The 17,268-nt window shown below is 67.0% G+C and carries 22 protein-coding genes; 9 read left to right on the top strand and 13 right to left on the bottom strand.

What is annotated here, in order from left to right:
* Both AB0J62_RS04070 and AB0J62_RS04065 read left to right on the top strand, forming a co-directional pair.
* Complete coding sequence (locus AB0J62_RS04070; RefSeq protein WP_363864179.1) at positions 1 to 297, top strand: DUF1905 domain-containing protein; 297 nt, start codon at positions 1 to 3, stop codon at positions 295 to 297.
* Positions 298 to 304: 7 nt separating this feature from the next.
* Complete coding sequence (locus AB0J62_RS04065; RefSeq protein WP_363864177.1) at positions 305 to 1,354, top strand: biotin/lipoate A/B protein ligase family protein; 1,050 nt, start codon at positions 305 to 307, stop codon at positions 1,352 to 1,354.
* Here AB0J62_RS04065 and AB0J62_RS04060 read toward each other — a convergent pair.
* From AB0J62_RS04060 to AB0J62_RS04045, 4 genes are all read right to left on the bottom strand, one after another.
* On the bottom strand, positions 1,338 to 2,147 hold the full coding sequence (locus AB0J62_RS04060) for a PhzF family phenazine biosynthesis isomerase (protein ID WP_363864175.1): 810 nt from the start codon (positions 2,145 to 2,147) through the stop codon (positions 1,338 to 1,340). The genes AB0J62_RS04065 and AB0J62_RS04060 overlap by 17 nt on opposite strands.
* Positions 2,144 to 2,773, bottom strand: a complete 630-nt coding sequence (locus tag AB0J62_RS04055) for a dihydrofolate reductase family protein (protein WP_363864173.1) — start codon at positions 2,771 to 2,773, stop codon at positions 2,144 to 2,146. Before AB0J62_RS04055 ends, AB0J62_RS04060 begins: the two co-directional genes overlap by 4 nt.
* Positions 2,774 to 2,793: 20 nt before the next feature.
* Positions 2,794 to 3,153, bottom strand: a complete 360-nt coding sequence (locus AB0J62_RS04050) for a hypothetical protein (protein WP_363864171.1) — start codon at positions 3,151 to 3,153, stop codon at positions 2,794 to 2,796.
* Positions 3,154 to 3,364: 211 nt separating this feature from the next.
* Entirely contained in the window at positions 3,365 to 3,931 is a 567-nt protein-coding gene (locus AB0J62_RS04045; protein ID WP_363864169.1) for a helix-turn-helix transcriptional regulator, read from the bottom strand.
* A gap of 74 nt (positions 3,932 to 4,005) precedes the next feature.
* Here AB0J62_RS04045 and AB0J62_RS04040 point away from each other — a divergent pair, with 74 nt between their 5' ends.
* Entirely contained in the window at positions 4,006 to 4,389 is a 384-nt protein-coding gene (locus tag AB0J62_RS04040; protein ID WP_363864167.1) for a VOC family protein, read from the top strand.
* On the opposite strand, the gene AB0J62_RS04035 is transcribed toward AB0J62_RS04040, so the two are convergent.
* The 5 genes from AB0J62_RS04035 to AB0J62_RS04015 form a co-directional block, all read right to left on the bottom strand.
* On the bottom strand, positions 4,377 to 4,982 hold the full coding sequence (locus AB0J62_RS04035; RefSeq protein ID WP_363864165.1) for a DUF1707 domain-containing protein: 606 nt from the start codon (positions 4,980 to 4,982) through the stop codon (positions 4,377 to 4,379). The two genes, AB0J62_RS04040 and AB0J62_RS04035, sit on opposite strands and share 13 nt — an antisense overlap.
* On the bottom strand, positions 4,979 to 5,674 hold the full coding sequence (locus AB0J62_RS04030; protein ID WP_363864163.1) for a PadR family transcriptional regulator: 696 nt from the start codon (positions 5,672 to 5,674) through the stop codon (positions 4,979 to 4,981). Before AB0J62_RS04030 ends, AB0J62_RS04035 begins: the two co-directional genes overlap by 4 nt.
* Before the next feature lie 74 nt (positions 5,675 to 5,748).
* Positions 5,749 to 6,468 carry a DUF2993 domain-containing protein gene (locus AB0J62_RS04025; RefSeq protein ID WP_363864161.1) on the bottom strand — a complete coding sequence of 240 codons (720 nt, stop codon included), beginning with the start codon at positions 6,466 to 6,468 and terminating at the stop codon, positions 5,749 to 5,751.
* Positions 6,468 to 6,707 carry a hypothetical protein gene (locus AB0J62_RS04020; protein WP_363864159.1) on the bottom strand — a complete coding sequence of 80 codons (240 nt, stop codon included), beginning with the start codon at positions 6,705 to 6,707 and terminating at the stop codon, positions 6,468 to 6,470. The genes AB0J62_RS04025 and AB0J62_RS04020 overlap by 1 nt, the downstream gene beginning before the upstream one ends.
* A gap of 25 nt (positions 6,708 to 6,732) precedes the next feature.
* Positions 6,733 to 7,473 carry a helix-turn-helix domain-containing protein gene (locus AB0J62_RS04015; RefSeq protein ID WP_363864157.1) on the bottom strand — a complete coding sequence of 247 codons (741 nt, stop codon included), beginning with the start codon at positions 7,471 to 7,473 and terminating at the stop codon, positions 6,733 to 6,735.
* 245 nt (positions 7,474 to 7,718) lie between these two features.
* Here AB0J62_RS04015 and AB0J62_RS04010 point away from each other — a divergent pair, with 245 nt between their 5' ends.
* The 4 genes from AB0J62_RS04010 to AB0J62_RS03995 all read left to right on the top strand — a co-directional run bounded on the left by AB0J62_RS04010 (position 7,719) and on the right by AB0J62_RS03995 (position 11,054).
* A complete protein-coding gene (locus AB0J62_RS04010; RefSeq protein ID WP_363864155.1) occupies positions 7,719 to 8,672 on the top strand; it encodes a hypothetical protein in 954 nt (317 codons plus the stop codon).
* Between the two features lie 46 nt (positions 8,673 to 8,718).
* Positions 8,719 to 9,678 (top strand): hypothetical protein, encoded by a 960-nt coding sequence (locus AB0J62_RS04005; protein ID WP_363864153.1) that lies wholly within the window; start codon positions 8,719 to 8,721, stop codon positions 9,676 to 9,678.
* A gap of 66 nt (positions 9,679 to 9,744) precedes the next feature.
* Positions 9,745 to 10,452: a phosphatase PAP2 family protein gene (locus tag AB0J62_RS04000; RefSeq protein WP_363864151.1), complete on the top strand. Its 708-nt coding sequence runs from the start codon at positions 9,745 to 9,747 to the stop codon at positions 10,450 to 10,452.
* Positions 10,389 to 11,054, top strand: a complete 666-nt coding sequence (locus tag AB0J62_RS03995) for a phosphatase PAP2 family protein (RefSeq protein ID WP_363864149.1) — start codon at positions 10,389 to 10,391, stop codon at positions 11,052 to 11,054. Before AB0J62_RS04000 ends, AB0J62_RS03995 begins: the two co-directional genes overlap by 64 nt.
* 37 nt (positions 11,055 to 11,091) lie before the next feature.
* Here AB0J62_RS03995 and AB0J62_RS03990 read toward each other — a convergent pair whose 3' ends face one another.
* The gene (locus AB0J62_RS03990) at positions 11,092 to 11,757 is read right to left on the bottom strand and encodes a hypothetical protein (protein ID WP_363864147.1); all 666 of its coding nucleotides are present in this window, start codon (positions 11,755 to 11,757) and stop codon (positions 11,092 to 11,094) included.
* Positions 11,750 to 12,268 carry a hypothetical protein gene (locus tag AB0J62_RS03985; protein ID WP_363864145.1) on the bottom strand — a complete coding sequence of 173 codons (519 nt, stop codon included), beginning with the start codon at positions 12,266 to 12,268 and terminating at the stop codon, positions 11,750 to 11,752. Before AB0J62_RS03985 ends, AB0J62_RS03990 begins: the two co-directional genes overlap by 8 nt.
* A 283-nt stretch (positions 12,269 to 12,551) precedes the next feature.
* Between AB0J62_RS03985 and AB0J62_RS03980 the strand changes: the two genes are divergently transcribed.
* Positions 12,552 to 12,914: a plastocyanin/azurin family copper-binding protein gene (locus AB0J62_RS03980; RefSeq protein ID WP_363864143.1), complete on the top strand. Its 363-nt coding sequence runs from the start codon at positions 12,552 to 12,554 to the stop codon at positions 12,912 to 12,914.
* 332 nt (positions 12,915 to 13,246) lie between these two features.
* Here the strand turns inward: AB0J62_RS03980 and AB0J62_RS03975 are convergent, their stop codons facing one another.
* Positions 13,247 to 13,720, bottom strand: coding sequence for a DUF6325 family protein (locus tag AB0J62_RS03975; protein WP_363864141.1), 474 nt, complete (start codon positions 13,718 to 13,720; stop codon positions 13,247 to 13,249).
* Positions 13,721 to 14,139: 419 nt separating this feature from the next.
* Here AB0J62_RS03975 and AB0J62_RS03970 point away from each other — a divergent pair, with 419 nt between their 5' ends.
* Positions 14,140 to 16,506: an arylsulfatase gene (locus tag AB0J62_RS03970; protein WP_363864139.1), complete on the top strand. Its 2,367-nt coding sequence runs from the start codon at positions 14,140 to 14,142 to the stop codon at positions 16,504 to 16,506.
* 120 nt (positions 16,507 to 16,626) lie between these two features.
* On the opposite strand, the gene AB0J62_RS03965 is transcribed toward AB0J62_RS03970, so the two are convergent.
* Positions 16,627 to 17,217, bottom strand: a complete 591-nt coding sequence (locus tag AB0J62_RS03965; protein WP_363864137.1) for a TetR/AcrR family transcriptional regulator — start codon at positions 17,215 to 17,217, stop codon at positions 16,627 to 16,629.
* Between the last annotated feature and the right edge of the window lie 51 nt (positions 17,218 to 17,268).

Below are 17,268 nucleotides of genomic sequence, written 5' to 3'. Positions count from 1 at the left end.
ATGAGCACGACAGTTGAGTTCACCGCCGCGGTCCGGCGCTGGGATCCGGCGAAACCGGGCGGGCTCGCGGTGGTCGACGTACCGGCTGATTGCGTCGAGCAACTAGGCGGCCGCAAGCAGCGACGAGTGCTCGGAACCCTGAACGGCGCGGACTTCGCGGGGAGCACGATGCTGGTCGCGGGCGGCGGATTCTGCGTCGGGGTCAGCAAGGCGGCCCTGAAGGCGGCGGGCGCCGCGGTCGGTGACGAGGTCCGGCTCATCCTGGAGCGGGAACAAGCCTCGCCGGCCACCAGTTGAGCTGAGTATGCATGGTGAGTACAAGGTGCCTGGTGGGAAGCTCGTCGTCGCAGATCTCGATGTGGTCGACGAACATGTCCGGACCGCTCAGATCTCCGGCGACTTCTTCCTCGAACCGGACGATGCGCTCGAGCGGATCAACGGCGCCTTGGCCGGCCTGCCGATCGCGTTGCCCGCGGCGCAGATCGCCGCGCGGGTGCGTGGTGTGCTGGGCGACGGCGTCGAGATGATCGGGTTCTCCCCGGAGGCAGTCGCGGTCGCCGTACGGCGTGCGTTGACCGGGGCAACCGGTTGGCGCGACCACCAGTGGGAGTTCGTGCACGACGTACCGCGCGATCCCGCGTTGCAGATGGCGCTCGACGAAGTACTCACCGAGCAGGTCGGGTCAGGTGAACGTCCGCCGACGCTGCGTGTCTGGGAGTGGGCATCGAACGCGGTGATCATCGGCAGCTTCCAGTCGCTGCGCAACGAGGTCGACCTGGACGGCGCGGCCCGCCACGACGTGACTGTCGTACGGCGGATCAGCGGCGGCGGCGCGATGTTCGTCGAGCCGGGTAACACGATCACCTACTCGCTGTACGTTCCGGAATCGCTCGTCTCCGGCCTGTCGTTCATCGAGTCGTACGCGTTCCTCGACGACTGGGTCATTGGCGCGCTCAACGATCTCGGCATCGCGGCGACGTACCAGCCGATCAACGACATCACCTCGCCGGCCGGCAAGATCGCGGGCGCGGCGCAGAAGCGGTTCGCGGGCGGCGCGGTGCTGCACCACGTGACGATGGCCTACGACATGGACGCCGACAAGATGCTCGAGGTACTGCGGATCGGCCGCGAGAAGCTGTCCGACAAGGGGACCCCGAGCGCGAACAAACGCGTCGACCCGCTGCGCAGCCAGACCGGTCTCGACCGTGCGGAGGTGATCTCGCGGATGGTCGGGACGTTCCGGAGCCGCTACGGCCTGGACGCCGGGACGATCGACGACGCGACGGTCGAGCTCGCCCAGGAACGGGTTGCGGAGAAGTTCGGCACCGAGGAGTGGCTCACGCGGGTGCCGTGATCGGTACGGCGTTGCCGCTGACTCGCACGCGATTGTCATCCGGTTTCAGCTCGACCGTGATGAGGCTCGGCCGGCCCAGGTCGTCGCCTTGGTGCAGCGTGATCGTGGGCTGGCCGAGCCCGAGCTCGCGCAGGTAGGCGCCGAACGCCGCCGCCGCCGCACCGGTGGCCGGATCCTCGACGACCCCACCGACCGGGAACGGGTCCCGCACGTGGAACGTGGTCGGCGACTCGCGCCACACGAGCTGCAGCGTGGTCAGGTCGCGCTCGAGCATGTACGCCAGCAGGCGATCGAAGTCGTAGTCCAGGTCGGCAAGTCGTTGCCGGGTCGCCGCACTCAGCACGAGATGCCGCGCTCCGGCGTACGCGATCCTTGCCGGCAGCTCCGGGTCGAGCTCCGTCGCTTCCCAACGCAGGATGTCGAGGACATCTGTCAGGTCCCCGGCCGGCTCGACGGACGGCTCGACGCTGGTGAGCGTGGCGCGCAGTCCGTCATCCACGGTCACCGGCACCAGCCCGGCCTGGGTCGAGAACACGAACTCGCCCGGCCCGTCCCGCTCCGCCAACGCGACAGCGGTCGCCACCGTCGCATGCCCGCAGAACGGCACCTCGGCCTTGGGCGAGAAGTACCGCACCGATCCATCGACGACGAAGGCGGTCTCGGAGTATCCAACCTCCGCGGCGATCGCCTGCATCGCCTCGTCGTCCAACCCCCTCGCGTCGAGCACCACCCCGGCCGGATTCCCACCGGCCGGATCAGACGTGAACGCGGCGTAGCGCAGTACTGTCGTCATCGTCGAACGATCTCCACATGAGTTGCCCGCGGTGAGCTGATCGTGCTCGCGACCTTATAGTTGCCCAGGGCATCGGTCACGTTGTCGAACAGCCGCTCACCGGCGCCCGCCAGCATCGGCACGACGACGACATGCAAGATATCGATGAGGCCGGCCCGCAGGTACTGCTGGACGGTTGTCGCGCCGCCCCCGATCACCACGTCCTTGCCGTTCGCCGCGGTGAGTGCCCGGTCCAGCACCTTCTCCACCGGCTCGTCGGTGAAATGGAACGTCGTGCCGCCCTCCATCGACAGGTCGGGACGCTGGTGGTGCGTGTGCACGAAGACATCGTGGTGGTACGGCGGGTTGGGACCCCACCACCCGGTCCACGACTCGTCCTCCCACGGACCGCGGAACGGCCCGAACATGTTGCGCCCCATGATCGTCGCACCGGACCCCTCGGCATACCGGCTTACCTGCTCCGCGTCGATCCCACCCCGCCCGGCATCACGGTCCTCGAACGCCGCGAACATCCAGTCGTGCAGCCCCTCCATCCGGTCACCGAACGGCGCATCCATCCGTTGCCCGAGCCCCGTGCTGTACCCATCCAGGGTGATCGTGAAGTTCTCCACCCGCACCTTCGCCATGTCGTAATCCTCTCCCAGGACTACCGCGTCCAGTCCAGTTGAGCCTCCGGAATTGCCAGGCCACGCCCGAATTCCTTCGCCTCCTCGCGCGCCCGGTCGTCTCCGCGCGCATACCGGAACACGCGCCCCGGAAACACCACGAAGATCTCCCGGTCGTCATGGAAGTCGGCATACCAACCGGGACCGTCGAGCACCCGCGACAACACCTCGGCCAACTCTTCCCCACGCTCCACCTCGAACTCCAGCAGAGACCACACCGCCGGTTGATCGGCCGACGCATTGCCCACGGCAATCCGGCTGATCTTCCGCACCGCCAACTGGAGCCCATCCAACTCTGTCCCAACCTTCAGGCTCTCCAGAATCAACACTCCGCCGTACATGCCCGCGACCCTACGGACCGGCGCCGACAATTAGCTCGGCTCAGCCTGGTCTGCGATCTGCTGTACGTAGTCCACGAGATGTGGGTCGTGCTCCTCGAATGGATAAGCCTGGTAGTACGCGTCCACTGCCGCCTGGGCGTCAGAGAACCCACACCTCGGCCAGAGGACCGTCATGTCGTCGTGGGTCCGGGCTGGGGTGTACTACGGCGACTCACGCCGCGTCACGCCAGAGATCGTGCTCGGCCAGCCAGATGTTGCGGGCGGCTAGTTGGGCGGGCGCCTGCGCACGTGCTCGCCGGACGCGCGACGGCATACCTGGAGCTTCCCAGGGAGTGGGCGACGCAGGAACCGAGCGGGTCCATCGAGGTCGTGGGATCCCGGTGTCGTCGGCAAGCTTCTCCGCGATGCCGGCAAGGAGTGCATCGAAGGCAGGGTCTCCGGTCCGGTGCGGGGGAGTCTCGATCGCCTCCGCTGTGAGGTGCGGCTCAGCGACGAGGCGGTCGAGAAATCCGCGCAGGCGAGCCCAATTGACCCTGCGAACTCCTGTGTCAGGCGAGAACGCCTCGGTGAGACTCTCGATCGATAGCCCACCGCCCGGCGTGACGCTGTCCATCGTGACGGACAAATGGCGGCCCGAGGCCGCGATCAGTCGAGACAGCATGGTCAGCGTCGGATCGGTCGAGCCGACCTCGATGCGCGAAACCGTCGAGGTAGGAACCCCGGCTCTGGCTGCGAGCGCACGCCGCGACAGCCCGGCGTCTTGCCGAGCCTTTCTCACCAACTCTCCCGCATCCATCAGGGGTAGCTTATATGCAACCATCTGCAGTGACAACGGGCGGGTAGCGTCCGCGTATGGACATCGGGTACGTCATTTTGTACGTCGCGGAGCTGGAGCGGTCTGTGGCGTTCTACCGGGATGTGGTGGGGTTCGCGTACAAGTTCACCGATGCGGGGTACGCGGAGTTCGACGCCGGGGGAGTGCGGTTCGCGTTGTACGAGCGGCGGCGGGCGGAGTGGTTGACCGGGCGGGACGTGACGCCGGGTGCGGGTGGGGAAGTGGTGGTGCTGGTTGACGGCGTGGATGCGTACGCCGAGCGGTTGGTCGCGGCCGGCGTACAAGTGTTGAGCGGGCCGGCGGACCGTCCGTGGGGACATCGGACGGTCCACGTTGCCGACCCGGATGGTTTCGTCGTCGAGTTTGCGGAGGAGATCCCGCGGGCCCGTCAGCGACGGTAGTTGTTGTGCCAGCGGCGCTTGGACATGCCGCTGATCAGGACGATCCAGAACACGCCCCACAGCAACCACGGCGCGGTCAGGGCGACCGAGCTGATTACCAAGCCGATCATCAGGAACGGCATCAGCATCAGGAACGGCGGCGGTGGGCCGGGCCTGCGTCGTACGCCGGCCGGGCCGCGTTGCGCGAGCTGCAGCTCCCGAGAGGTCGGTAGGTCGTCGAACAGCGGCTCGAGCTCGTCGTTGTACCGCGATCGTGTCGCCTGCTCGCTGCGCTCCTCGAACTCGGCCTGCGTCAGCCGCCCCGCGACGAAGTGGTCACTGAGCAACGACACAGCCTGGTCCCGCTCGGCGTCGCCGATCCGCACCCGCTTCGCAGGTCCGTCGTTGCGCCGCCGCGCATCCTGCGGCTCGTCGAATCCGGTCTCGCGCCAGTCGCCGACCCAACCGCGGCCGCCCCAACCGTTCTGCTGCCAGTCGCCCGGCCCGTTCCAGCCTGGCCCGTTCCAGCCCGATCCGTTCCAGCCCTGCCGTTCGCGCCCGCGGCGGGCGCCAGGACCGCCCCGACGGGGTCGGCCCCGGTCGGGCGAGGTCATGCCCGGTCCTGCTCGTTGTTCTCCGGGCTGTCGTCGTCCTCGGCGAGGATGCCGTACAGCCTGCGGCGCAGGTCACCGACCGCCTCGCGGGCCTTCGCCTGCTGTTCCGGCGTACCGCTGGCCATGATCTGCCACATCGCGCTCGCGACCTGCCCGAGCACCGGCTTGAACCCGTTCTCGTCGTCGGCGGGAGCGCTCATCGCCTCCCACGGCGCGGACACCTCGTCCTGGTGTGCGGCGACGTACGCACGCCCCTCGTCCGTGAGCTGGAACGTCCGCCGGCCGACCGCGGCGTCCGCCGTCACCAGGCCCTCGTCCTCGAGCTGCTGCAGCGTCGGGTAGATCGAGCCGGGGCTCGGCTTCCACACGCCACCGCTGCGCTCGGCGATCTCCTGGATGATCTGGTAGCCGTTCATCGGCTGCTCCGCCAGTACGGCGAGGATCGCCGCCCGAACGTCACCCCTGCGGGCCTTCGGGCCGCGCCACCGCGGCGGCGGACCCCACGGCGGACCGAACATCTGGCCGCCGCCGAACATCCCCCACTGCGGCCCGAAGCGCTGCTCGTGCCTCTGGTGCCCGCGCCGTGCGCCGGTCATCGCCGCGCGCAACTCGTCAACAATGTCGTCGAAGTTCGAACAATGCCGCGCGAACTGCTGCCAAGGCCAGCCCGCGGCGAACGCCGATCCGGTCATCTCGACCACCCGTCCCTACGAAAGTGATTGCGATAGTTCGACGATATATCGCGAACCATCGCAACCCAAGGGAGTCAGGAGTTGAACTTCAGGTCCTGTACGGCAGCGGTCAGGATGACCGAGTTGTCCTGGACGTTGACCCCGGTGACCTGGGCGCCGAACGGGAGTTTCGGGATCTCGATGCCGTCGGCCAGACGGTTCTGCAGCGCGGTCCGCAGGGCAGCCGGAATGCCGTCCGGTAGCTGGTCGACCGACAGCGCCAGGCGGCCGTTGCTGATCTGCGGAGTGATCGGTACGTCGGCGCTGGATCCGCCCAGCGTCAGCTTCGCGTGCAGCTTGCCGTCGACCGCGACGACGCTCAGCCCGTCCAGCCCAGTGGCCGCGACGGCGAGCCTGCTCAACTCGCGCGGCGAGAACTGCAGTCGCAGGTCGGTCGAGTCGATGGTCACCGCACCGGACTGCTTTGTCAGCAGGGAGCGCGGCACATGCACGCTGTGCATGTCGACCGTGAGCTTCTCACCCGGGATCTTGGACAGCTTCGGCTGCCCCATCGTCAGCGTGACCTTGGAGAAGTCCTCCTTGAACAGCTGCGGGAAGAACCCGAAACCCCCGATCTTCACCGAGGTGTCGGCCGAGCGTACGTCGTACTTCGCGGCCTCCTTGGTGGCCATCGAGGCGAGCTGGTTCTGCGCGACCACCGCGGCGATCCGGTCCACTGCGACCGCCAGCACCGCCAGCACGACCAGCGTGACGATGAGGCGGCGGAACCCGCGGCCTGGCCTGTTGGAGCTCATTACTTGCCCTTCCCGATCATTTCCCGGAGTGCGTCGTCGGTCGCCGTCGGTTTGAGGCCGAAGGCAACAGTTGCGGCGGTGGAGTCGAGCACGAACGGCCGCTGCCACTGGTACTGCATCTCCACCATCTCCCGCGCGGCCGGATCCACCAACCCGGCCAGCTTCAATATCCAACCCGCACCGACAACGACCTGCACGCGATTCCCTTCCATCCGGCCGGCCCTCACAGTACCGATCATCGAGCTCCACCGACCCGGACGTGGGCTACGTCGACTTCAGCTCGCAGGTCAGCTCGTCGGCGATCTGTTGGAGTTGGCGTAGTCCGCGGTGCGGCGACATCCCGTGGAGTTCGGCGGTCAGGCCGAGGATGTGTGGGGTGGTGGGACCAGGAATGACCACCGCACCGCACCACCAGCCGACGCGCGTCTCCTCGCGCTCGATGGCCAGTCCTGTCTCCGCGACTCGCTCCAGGCGGCGGACGATCAGCTGCGGATTGGTGACCGTGTACGGCGTGAGCCGGGTCGGCCCCGACTGCAGGAACAGGTCGACCAGCTGGGGCCGGGTCGAGAGCAGGAGTTGCCCGGCCGCGGTAGCCCCGAACAAACCCGGCGGAGCTGGCGGCGGCCACTCCGCCGCCATCAGCTGTGAGTGTCTCAGCGCGAACGACGACTCGAGCATGACGAAGCCGTCGTCACCGGCCGTGCCGATCCAGGCGATCTGCCGGGTGCGCTGATGGAGTTCGTGGATGAACGGTGACGCTGTCTCGGCCGTCCCCAGTTGCCTGGCAGCCAGTTGCCCGAGTTCGGCGAGATGCAGGCCGAGCGAGTAGCCGCCGGACTCCCGATGCAGGATGCGGTGATCGACAAGCCGGTTCGCGATCCGACGGACGCTCGGCTTGGGGATGCCTGTCTCGGCCACCAACTTCGACAGAGTCATCGGTCCGAGCCCGGCGCCGACGGCTTCGAGGATCGCCATCGCGCGGCCGGTCACGGTGTGATCGTCCATACCTGCCCCCTCCGTGGGTAGGTCGCCATGGGCTCCACCCCACCTTCGCATCGCTGGCCTAGACCTGTCTGTACGCCGCGTCGGGCGAATCGACCCAGGCGTGTCAGTGAGTGACACGGTCGACTGGCCCGATCGGGCGGCGGGATGCGAGCGTCGATGACAGAGCTGACGGCGGCAGGTAGCCGGCAGCTTCGGTGGGCAGGGGTGGTTGCCGGTCGTTGCCGCACGTCCCGAGGGGGTTCGACATGCATGATTCCGCTGCGGTCGCACGGTGGAGAGGGCTGGGCCTTGCGACCGCCATCCTTGTGCTGGTCGCCGGGTCGGTCGGGGCCGGCAGCGCCGCCGCGGGGCCGGGCAGGACGAATGGCCGCATCGCGTACTCCGTCGGCGTCATCCTCCCTGATCCTGATACCGAAGGCCACTCACAGGTCTTCACGATCAAGCCGGACGGCACGGATGCCCGGCAACTGACGCACCTGACCGCGCCCCAGCAGGCCGGCGATCCTGCCTACTCGCCCGACGGCCGCCGGATCCTGTACGTCAGCAACGAGACAGGTCCGTTCCAGCTCAGGGTGATGAGCGCCGACGGCACCGGGCAGCGGCAACTTCTGAACGACCCCGGCCACGACGCCTTCGGCCCGCGCTGGTCCCCGGACGGGAGCCGCATCGTGTTCGCCCGGTGTACGTCGCCGTTCGGATTCGTCGAGTGCACGGTCGCCACGGTCAAGAGTGACGGCACCGGCCTTCGGATCCTGACGGGCGGTCACTGGTTCGACGCCTTCGCGGACTGGTCCGCCGACGGTCGGACGATCCTGTTCGCCAGCAATCGGGAGGGTTTCATCTCCACCATCTGGCGGATCGGCCCGGACGGCCGCGGCCTGAAACAACTGACCGATCCCGATCTCGAGGCGTTCTGGCCCGACGACTCGCCGGACGGCAGCCGCATCCTGTTCACGAGCAACTTCGACCGTCCGATCAGTGACCTCTACACCGTCCGGCCCAACGGCAAATCGGTCAGGAAGATCACCGACCGCCCGGCCGGCCAATCGTCGGACTTCGGACGCTACTCGCCCGACGGGCACAAGATCGTCTTCGATCTCAACGGCCAACTGGCCACGATGAGCGCCGACGGCTCCGACGTCGCCGTACTGCTCGATGCCGGCGATCTCGTGCTGGCTGACTGGGGTCCCCAGCCGTAGCCCGTCCAACGCCCGCGATCACCTGCCGGCGAAGCAAGGAGGACCAATGATTCACGTACTGCGCTCGCGGCGGCTGGCTACTGTGCTGGCGTCCGGTCTGCTCACCGTCGGACTCACCCTGTCGGCATCGGCCGCGGCCCCGCAGGCGACCGCGCGCGACGGCCTGCTGGCGATCAGCTCGTTCGCCACCGGGCAGATCTACACCCTCGCGCCGGACGGCTCCCACTTCCGCCAGATCACGCAGACCCCCGAGGGGAGTTCCGCCGCGTTCCCCAACTGGTCACCGGACGGTCGACGGATCGCGTTCGTCAGTGACAGTTCGGGAATCCAGCGTCTCTACACGATGGCTGCGGACGGAACGGACCAACACCTGGTCTTCTCGGACGAGCCAGGCTTCTCGAACTTCGCGCCGCGCTATACCCCGGACGGCCGACGCCTGGTCTTCGTCCGGTGCCCGCCGGAAGATCGAGGTTGCGCGATCTACTCGGTCCGCCTCGACGGAACACAACTGACGCCGCTGACGGCGTTCGCCGAGCCTGGTTCCTCCGACTTCTGGCCCGCGGTCGCTTCCGATGGTCGCATCGCGTTCATTCGGTTCGGCGCGGGCGGAATCAGTTCCCAGGTGTACGTGATGAACGCCGACGGCAGCCATGTCCGCGCCGTCAGCCCTCCTGTCCTGCAAGCGATCCACCCCAACTGGTCGCCGGACAGTCGTCGTATCGCGATCTCCACCAATTGCTGTCGACTGGGCGGCAACGTCTGGACGGTCTCGTCGACGGGCAACCACGCCGACCAGTTGACGGAGACGCCGTACCCGCTGTTCAGCGCGGTCCCGGCGTACTCACCGAGCGGGACCCGGATCGCGTTCATGAGCAGCCGCAACCATCCTGACCGCTGCTGCACGGATCTGTTCGTCATGTCGGCAGACGGCCGGCGGGAGACGATGGTCCCGACAGGCCTCACCATGGTGGACCAACTCGCCTGGGGGACCGCTCCGACCGGCTGACCGCCGACAGCATGCCGACTGATGGCTCCTCGCCTTGAGCCTGTGCCCGATGGGTACAGGTTGGCTATGGCGACACGGCGGGCAGGTGCGACGACGGTCGTCCGGACGCGGGGTTGGCGGTTGTTGCGTGGTGTCCTGGCGATGCTGGGGTTTGCGCTGCCTGTGGTGATCCTGGGTTTGGCGGTGCGACAGCAATTCGATCCGTTGATCAGAGCCGACGACGCGGCCAGCCGCGCGGCCACCGGGTTCAGCGTTCGGCATGGGCTGCTGCCCGCGCTGACTGTGATCCAGTTGATCAGCCAGCCGATCTTCGTGTACCTCGTCGCGACCACGGTAGTGGTCTGGGTGTGGACGTCCAAGAAGCTCAAGGGGCGGGCGTTGTGGGCGTTCGTGACGATGATGGTCGGCTGGGGAATCGGCGGCATTTCCAAACCGATCACGCAGCGCGCCCGGCCGGTCGTCGATGGTCCGGTGCCGCATGCCGAGGGCTACTCGTTTCCCTCCGGGCACGCCCTGAACATCACCTTGGCAGCCGGCGTCCTGGTCTTCCTGCTCTGGCCGATGCTGTCCGCTACGGCGCGCCGCGTCGCCGTCGTACTCGCGATCGTGGTGCCTGTGATCGTCGGTCTGGACAGGCTCTTCATCGGCGCGCACTTCCCGTCGGACATCCTTGCCGGGTACATCCTCGGTCTAGGCATTATGTTCTCCTCATGGATCGGGTTCATCGGCAAGACGGCGTCCATCTCCTCACCCGGACCGTCGCACCCGGCGTAGCGCTCGGTGGACTCATCATCGGCATCGGGCTGGCGCTGAAGGGACCACTCGATGGGATCTCCCACGGCGAAGAGGCGGTCAACAGGGGTCTTGCCGGCGACCGGAGTGGCACCTGGAACGCGATCACCGCAGTGTGGTCGCAGATCGGCAACACCGCGGGGGTGATCGCGGTGTGCATCGTCGTGTCGTCCCTGCTGTTGTGGCGGACCCGGAGGCTGCACCTCGCGCTCGTCGCACCGGTAGCGATCGCCCTGCAGGGGCTGATCTTCGTCATCGCGGCCAAGGTCGTCGACCGCGACCGCCCGCAGGTGGACAGGCTCGACCCGTCACCACCAACCGCGAGCTACCCCAGCGGCCACGTCGGCGCCTCGACCGGCCTGTACTTCGCGTTCGCCCTCCTAGCGCTGGGCATCGAGAACCAATGGTTGCGCTGGACGACGGTGATCCTCTGCCTCGCAATGCCGTCTCTGGTGGCGTTCTCGCGGGTCTACCGCGGCATGCACCACCTGACCGACGTCGGCGCAGGAGCCCTCAACGGCGCCATCTGCGCCCTCCTAGCCTACGGCTGGTACCGCACCTGCACCCGCACGTCCCGCCGCTAACACCGCAAGCCTGAAGCCGGGCGGAAACAGCAGGGCTCTACTCGCCACGCTGCGGGTTGAGCGGACGACTCGCTTGCCTGGTTGTGCCGCCCGACGATGCCCGGCTACCGAAGCCGGTCCCGCTGAGCGGGCGCGAACCGGACAGCGGTGTTTGGCCGTCGAACGCGTGCGCGATCGCGCGGTTCGCGTCCAGGACGGGGTTTCGCTGATGCGCCTTGCCGCCGCTGCCGACCTGTGCCTCACCGAACCGGTCCAGCTGCGGGAGCTGCTGATCGGCCGACCGCCCGAGGCGCATCGCCGTCTGCTGGTAGGCGTTGTTCTCGCCGGCGTGCCGCGGGCCGATCGCGATCACGTCGCGGGCATCGGTCCCGCCCGCGTTCCGGCCGGGGATCTCCCGGAACGTCAGTCGATGGTTGGGTTTCCCGGTGCCGTCGCCGATCTCGGATACCACGATGTCCCGGCCGTCACCGAGACGTCGGTGCGCGCCGAGCACATGGTGACCCTTCGACGATCCGGTCTCGAGATCCTGCAGCTCACGCAGGACGTTCTTGTAGAGCGTGCGGTTCGCGTTATGCGCAGGCGACTTGTCGTCGGGGTATTGCTGGGCCTCGGCGGCAGCCGCGTCCCGCATTCGTGTTAGGTCCTGGACGGCGCCTTCGCTGAGCAGGACCTGGAACGGCCGTTCCGGCTCGTTCTCAGCCATCGGTTGTGCCGCGTTCCTGGCGGATCTCCTCGAGAATCTGCTGTGTGAACGGGTCGTCCTTGGCCCACTCCTCCACGCTGAACGGGGTGCTGCCCGGTGTCGGTGCCGAGTCGTAGGTGCGAACGGTCGGGTCGTCGATCACGCCTGGAGGCGGCTCGTCGTCACCGCGCAGGGTGCGGTACTGCGGTGTCGACATCACCACGAGCACGGGCTCGACATCTGTGCCCACCAGTACCGGCGGGCCGAATGTCCCGCGGCGGATCGCCTCGACCATCTCCGGCAATTGCCGGCCGAGCACCTCGGGCGCGACCACGACCCGGTACTTACCGAGCTTGTCCTCGCCGCCGAGATCGTCGTACTGGTCATAGCTCGCGAGAACCGCTTCGGGAACGCCGCCATCGCCGAATGCGAACGCGTGCGTCGCCCCATGCGTGAACCGCTCGACCACACCGGCAACGTCACCGGCGACGTCAGCAACTGAAGGCAGATCAGACTGCGGCGACACGGACATACCCATCAGCGTACGTGCGATCCGGGGTCCGCGGTCGAGCATCCTGGCCTTTGTGTCTGCCCCAAGATGTGGGGAGTCTGCTGTTGGCATTCTCTTTGCAGGGAACGGGTGTGGGCGTAGCGTCCGTTGGGTGGTGTCGTGGCGTAGCTAGGGCTGGGCTTTGGTTGGTGGCCCGGTCGGTGATGGGGTTGGGGTTTCGCTGAGTGAGGTGTTCATGAGGCGGGCGGGGAAGTCTTACGGTGGGGCCGGGCGAAGCGGGCGGTGGGTCGTCGTACTTGCCGTGGTGATTGGTTTGCTCGGGCTGGTGAGTGGATGCGGCTCCGGGTCGGACGGCGGTGGAGCGGCTCCCGCGTCAACTACGACGTCGGCGGGTGGCGGCGGTTCGCCGGCTGCCGGTGGCGGCACGATGGTCGAGGTCAAGAACTTCTCATTCATGCCGGCGAGTGCGACCGTCCCGGTCGGCGGCAAGGTGACGTGGAAGTTCGACGACTCGACAGCGCACACCGTGGTCGCCGACGACAACTCGTTCAGTTCGCCGCCGCTGCAGGGTGGCCAGACGTTCACCCATACCTTCACGACTGGCGGCACAGTGAAGTACCACTGCTCCATCCACCCAGAAATGATCGCCACAATCGTCGTGAAGTAGCCGGTCGCCCAACTCAGCAGACGCCCACCAGGCTCGGCGTCCTGGTCGTGAAGCGGTTCCAACCTCCCTGGACATCACAACTAGTCGAGTCCCCGACGGACAAAGGTCCACCCGGCACGTTTCCCACGAGCCCACGCTCGTGCTCCGGGGATGAGATCTCTTGACGGTTGTGTCAGTCGCGGCGGTCTTCGCGCCGGTCACCCCGGTCGTCACGCCGGTCGTCACGGCGGTCGTCGCGCCGGTCATGCCGGCGGTTGATGCCATGTGCGACGACCACGGCACCACCCACGGCTGCTACGGTCCTGCGCCTGCGTCGAGCTGCGAGTGGCATCTCAGATACCTTCCTCGGACTTGATGGTCTCTTCGGTCTCTGCGGCGTCGGCCTCGATCGCGGCGAGCACCGCTTGGATCGGGATCCGTCCGCTTGCGGCCAGTTGGCCGCCGGCGTGTCGCACCGCCGCACCGAACGGCGCGGCCCACAGGTTCTCCCAGACGAGTACCGCGGCCGAGCTGCCGGGCTCGATGGTCTCGGCGAGGTCCTCTACGTCCTGCTCACTGAGCAGCATCGCGATCCCGGTCTCGAACGCCCGTAGCTGCCCGATCTCACTGTCGTCCAGATCGGTCGACTCGAACGCCTCGACGTTGCCGTCGGTGTCCTTCATGAGGAACAGCAGGTCGAGGATCCGGATCAGGCTCCGGTCGACGTAATCGGCGAGGATCGGTGCGATCTCTCCGGTCAGCTTGGTGCTAGGGAATTCGACCACGATCCAGTCGACCGGCCCCAGCTCATCGACGTTGACAGTCATGCTCTACCTCCAGCGGTCAGAGTTGAATGGCTTCGATCCGGGAGGTTTCGCGTGCGCCTCCAAGCGGTGTTCTCCGCGCTCGTCCAGAGTCAGATGGTTAATCACTGTCCGCACGATCGTCCGCTTCTGTCCTGCGCAGCGCCGCTCGTCGGACGAGCCCGAGTTCGTGCATTCCGGGGTACTCCACCGACGATTCGGCAGAACTCGTGTCACCACATCACCCCTGCGGGACGATTGGCGTCGTGAACCGCGCGGCGGCCACCGACCGAGCTCGAGGATCAGTCGGTACGACGTGAGCGGCGGACGGCTACGGCTGGGGCGATTCATCCGGTGAGGGGGATGTCTCTCGCACTCTGGAACCCGTACTTTGCGAGGGCTCGCGGGTCGCCGAGCCGGCGGGGACTGATTCGGAGGACCTCATGGCTGTTGACCGGCATGCGCGCACGATGTTACCGATCCCCGACCGGCCGACGCCGGGTCTGACGACGTACGACGCGAAGGACCCGGACACGCGGTTTCCTCCGATCGAGCCGCTGCTGCCACCCGACGGGGCCCCGAACGTTTTGATCGTGCTGCTGGACGACATCGGGTTCGGTGCGTCGAGCACGTTCGGGGGACCGTGCCGTACGCCGACGGCGGACCGATTGGCGGCCGGTGGGCTGCGCTACAACCGGTTTCACACCACGGCGCTGTGCGCGCCCACCCGAGCCGCGTTGCTGTCCGGGCGGAATCATCACTCAGTCGGGATGGGCAGCATCACCGAGACCGCGACCTCGGCCCCCGGGAACAGTTCGATGCGTCCAAACACCAAAGCGCCGTTGGCGATGACCTTGAAGTTGAACGGGTACTCCACGGCCCAGTTCGGCAAGTGTCACGAGGTCCCGGTCTGGCAGGCGTCTCCGATGGGCCCGTTCGACGCGTGGCCGTCGGTGGGTGGAGGTTTCGAGACGTTCTACGGCTTCATCGGTGGCGAGAACAATCAGTGGGATCCCGCCTTGTACGAGGGCACCACACCGGTCGAGCCGCCCGCGACCCCTGAGCAGGGCTACCACCTCACCGAGGATCTGGCCGACCGGGCGGTGAACTGGGTACGGCAGCAGAAGGCGCTGATGCCGGACAAGCCGTTCTTCGTCTACTTCGCGCCGGGCGCGACCCACGCCCCACACCATGTTCCGAAGGAGTGGGCCGACCGATACGCCGGCCAGTTCGACGAGGGCTGGGACGTGCAGCGCGAGCGCACCTTCGCGCGGCAAAAGGAGCTGGGCGTCATCCCGGCCGACGCCGACCTGACGTCGCGGCACGCCGAGATTCCTGCCTGGGACGACATGCCGGACGAGCTCAAGCCGGCGCTGGCCCGGCAGATGGAGGTGTATGCCGGGTTCCTCGAGCACGTCGACCACCATGTCGGCCGGCTCATCGATGCGATCGAGGACCTCGGGGTCCTGGACGACACGATTGTCTACTACATGATCGGTGACAACGGTGCGTCGGCCGAAGGCACGCTCAACGGGGCCTTCAACGAGATGGCGAACTTCAACGGGATGGCCGCGCTCGAGACGCCGGAGTTCATGGTCAGCAAGATGGCCGAATTGGGCTCGCCCAGCTCGTACAACCACTACTCGGTCGGCTGGGCCTGGGCGATGAACGCGCCGTTCCAGTGGACCAAACAGGTGGCCTCCCACTGGGGTGGCACGCGCAACGGCACAATCGTGCACTGGCCGGAGGGGATCGAAGAACGCGGTGGGCTGCGGACACAGTTCACCCACGTCATCGACGTCGCCCCGACGATCCTCGAGGCGGCCGGGCTGCCCGAGCCGACCATGGTCAACGGCGTCCAGCAGTCCCCCATCGAGGGAACGAGCATGCTGTACACCTTCAACCATTCGGACGCGCCGGAAGCCCACGACCTCCAATACTTCGAGATGTTCGGCAACCGGGGCATCTACCACCGGAGCTGGAGCGCCGTCACGAAGCACCGCACTCCGTGGGTCATGACCGGAGGCGCACTGCCGGCGTTCGACGACGACGTCTGGGAGCTGTACGACGGTTCCAGCGACTACAGCCAGGCTCGCAACCTGGCTGCGGACAAACCGGAGATGCTCGCCAAGCTGCAACGGCTCTGGCTCATCGAGGCCACGAAATACAACGTGCTGCCCATCGACGATCGCGGTGCCGAACGATTCGAGCCGTCGATGGCAGGGCGACCCACGTTGATCCACGGGAAGTCACAACAGTTCTTCCCAGGAATGGGAAGGCTCTCGGAGAGCAGCGTGCTCAGCATCAAGAACAAGTCGTTCTCGGTCACCGCGGACGTGGTCGTCCCCGATAGCGGAGCCGAGGGCGTGATCATCGCCCAGGGCGGCAGATTCGGAGGATGGACCGTCTACGCCAAGCAGGGCAAGGCCAAATTCGTCTACAACGTGCTCGGCATCCAGGAGTTCGCGACCGAGGCAGACTTGCCGATCCCAGCGGGCAACCACCAGGTACGCATGGAGTTCGCCTACGACGGCGGCGGCCTCGCCAAGGGTGGCGACGTCACCCTGTACTACGACGGTCGAGCCGTCGGCACCGGCCGGGTCGAAGCAACCCAGCCGATGATCTTCTCAGCCGACGAGACCACCGACATCGGCTACGAATCGGGCACCGCCGTCACACAGGACTACACCCCTGTCACCAGCCGGTTCACCGGCAAGATCAACTGGGTACAGATCGACCTCGGCGACGACAATCACGACCACTACATCGACCCCGAAGAACGCCTCCGAATCGCCATGGCCCGACAGTAAGCGGTGCCGCCTGGCACCTGTCTTGCGACATCACAGGGTGCCCGCCGGCGGTGTGGTGGCTCAACACATCCCGGACGGGTGTCGCACGACAAACCGGACTGATGTCGCAGCCGCCGGGACCTATGTCGCCATCGCCACTTCGGCCCGACTGCTTGCGAGCAGTATCCGCACGCCGTGCCGCGCTTGCTCAGCCGCATCCAGCGAGTGCTGGACTCCGGCGGTCGTCACCGCACCGGCGATCAACAAGTAGATGACGTCCGCGATTTCCGGGCTGTAGCCGGCGTCGAGTACGACTCGAGTGACCAGAGCCCGGTGTTCGAGCTCGTGGTGATCGACCTCGGCGGCGACGGCGGGGTTCGTGGGACCCAACTCACAGTAGGCGTTCGTCCACGGGCACCCACGGAAGGACGGCTCGCGAAACCAGGCGTCGAGATGGGCGAAGAGCGCCAGAACCCGGTCCTCGGGAGAATCGGCAGCTGCTACCTGAGCCTCGAGCATCGCCATCAGGCGGTCGTGCCGTCGCCGCAAGAACGCGACGATCAGCTCGTCCTTGCTCGGGAAGAGCTGGTAGATGCGGCGTAGCGGCAGGCCTGCGGCGTCTCTGAGTTCACTCATGTTCGCCGCCTGGATGCCGCGAGCGTAGAACACCTGCTCCACGGCATCGAGCAGCTGGTCGCGCATGGACTCCTCGGTCGAGATCGCCGTCGGCATCGGGCCTCCATTTGGGATGAGAATGGTTCTTCTCTATAGTAGTCCCTGTCG

This window comes from Kribbella sp. NPDC049584, from assembly GCF_040675555.1.
Classification (GTDB): Bacteria; Actinomycetota; Actinomycetes; order Propionibacteriales; family Kribbellaceae; genus Kribbella.
The sequence above is the reverse complement of the archived record's forward strand: the minus strand, read 5'-3'. Positions and strand labels throughout refer to the sequence as shown.

Bases quoted from the DNA above. Each gene is read 5' to 3' on its own strand.
- AB0J62_RS04035 (WP_363864165.1), bottom strand. From the start codon at position 4,982: ATGACCTCGCCCGACCGGGGCCGACCCCGTCGGGGCGGTCCTGGCGCC.
- AB0J62_RS04030 (WP_363864163.1), bottom strand. From the start codon at position 5,674: ATGACCGGATCGGCGTTCGCCGCGGGCTGGCCTTGGCAGCAGTTCGCG.
- AB0J62_RS04025 (WP_363864161.1), bottom strand. From the start codon at position 6,468: ATGAGCTCCAACAGGCCAGGCCGCGGGTTCCGCCGCCTCATCGTCACG.
- AB0J62_RS04070 (WP_363864179.1), top strand. From the start codon at position 1: ATGAGCACGACAGTTGAGTTCACCGCCGCGGTCCGGCGCTGGGATCCG.
- AB0J62_RS04005 (WP_363864153.1), top strand. From the start codon at position 8,719: ATGATTCACGTACTGCGCTCGCGGCGGCTGGCTACTGTGCTGGCGTCC.
- AB0J62_RS04000 (WP_363864151.1), top strand. From the start codon at position 9,745: ATGGCGACACGGCGGGCAGGTGCGACGACGGTCGTCCGGACGCGGGGT.
- AB0J62_RS04050 (WP_363864171.1), bottom strand. From the start codon at position 3,153: ATGTACGGCGGAGTGTTGATTCTGGAGAGCCTGAAGGTTGGGACAGAG.
- AB0J62_RS04010 (WP_363864155.1), top strand. From the start codon at position 7,719: ATGCATGATTCCGCTGCGGTCGCACGGTGGAGAGGGCTGGGCCTTGCG.
- AB0J62_RS04055 (WP_363864173.1), bottom strand. From the start codon at position 2,773: ATGGCGAAGGTGCGGGTGGAGAACTTCACGATCACCCTGGATGGGTAC.
- AB0J62_RS04065 (WP_363864177.1), top strand. From the start codon at position 305: ATGCATGGTGAGTACAAGGTGCCTGGTGGGAAGCTCGTCGTCGCAGAT.
- AB0J62_RS03975 (WP_363864141.1), bottom strand. From the start codon at position 13,720: ATGACTGTCAACGTCGATGAGCTGGGGCCGGTCGACTGGATCGTGGTC.
- AB0J62_RS03965 (WP_363864137.1), bottom strand. From the start codon at position 17,217: ATGCCGACGGCGATCTCGACCGAGGAGTCCATGCGCGACCAGCTGCTC.
- AB0J62_RS03995 (WP_363864149.1), top strand. From the start codon at position 10,389: ATGGATCGGGTTCATCGGCAAGACGGCGTCCATCTCCTCACCCGGACC.
- AB0J62_RS04020 (WP_363864159.1), bottom strand. From the start codon at position 6,707: ATGATCGGTACTGTGAGGGCCGGCCGGATGGAAGGGAATCGCGTGCAG.
- AB0J62_RS03990 (WP_363864147.1), bottom strand. From the start codon at position 11,757: ATGGCTGAGAACGAGCCGGAACGGCCGTTCCAGGTCCTGCTCAGCGAA.
- AB0J62_RS04060 (WP_363864175.1), bottom strand. From the start codon at position 2,147: ATGACGACAGTACTGCGCTACGCCGCGTTCACGTCTGATCCGGCCGGT.
- AB0J62_RS03985 (WP_363864145.1), bottom strand. From the start codon at position 12,268: ATGTCCGTGTCGCCGCAGTCTGATCTGCCTTCAGTTGCTGACGTCGCC.
- AB0J62_RS03970 (WP_363864139.1), top strand. From the start codon at position 14,140: ATGGCTGTTGACCGGCATGCGCGCACGATGTTACCGATCCCCGACCGG.
- AB0J62_RS04040 (WP_363864167.1), top strand. From the start codon at position 4,006: ATGGACATCGGGTACGTCATTTTGTACGTCGCGGAGCTGGAGCGGTCT.
- AB0J62_RS04015 (WP_363864157.1), bottom strand. From the start codon at position 7,473: ATGGACGATCACACCGTGACCGGCCGCGCGATGGCGATCCTCGAAGCC.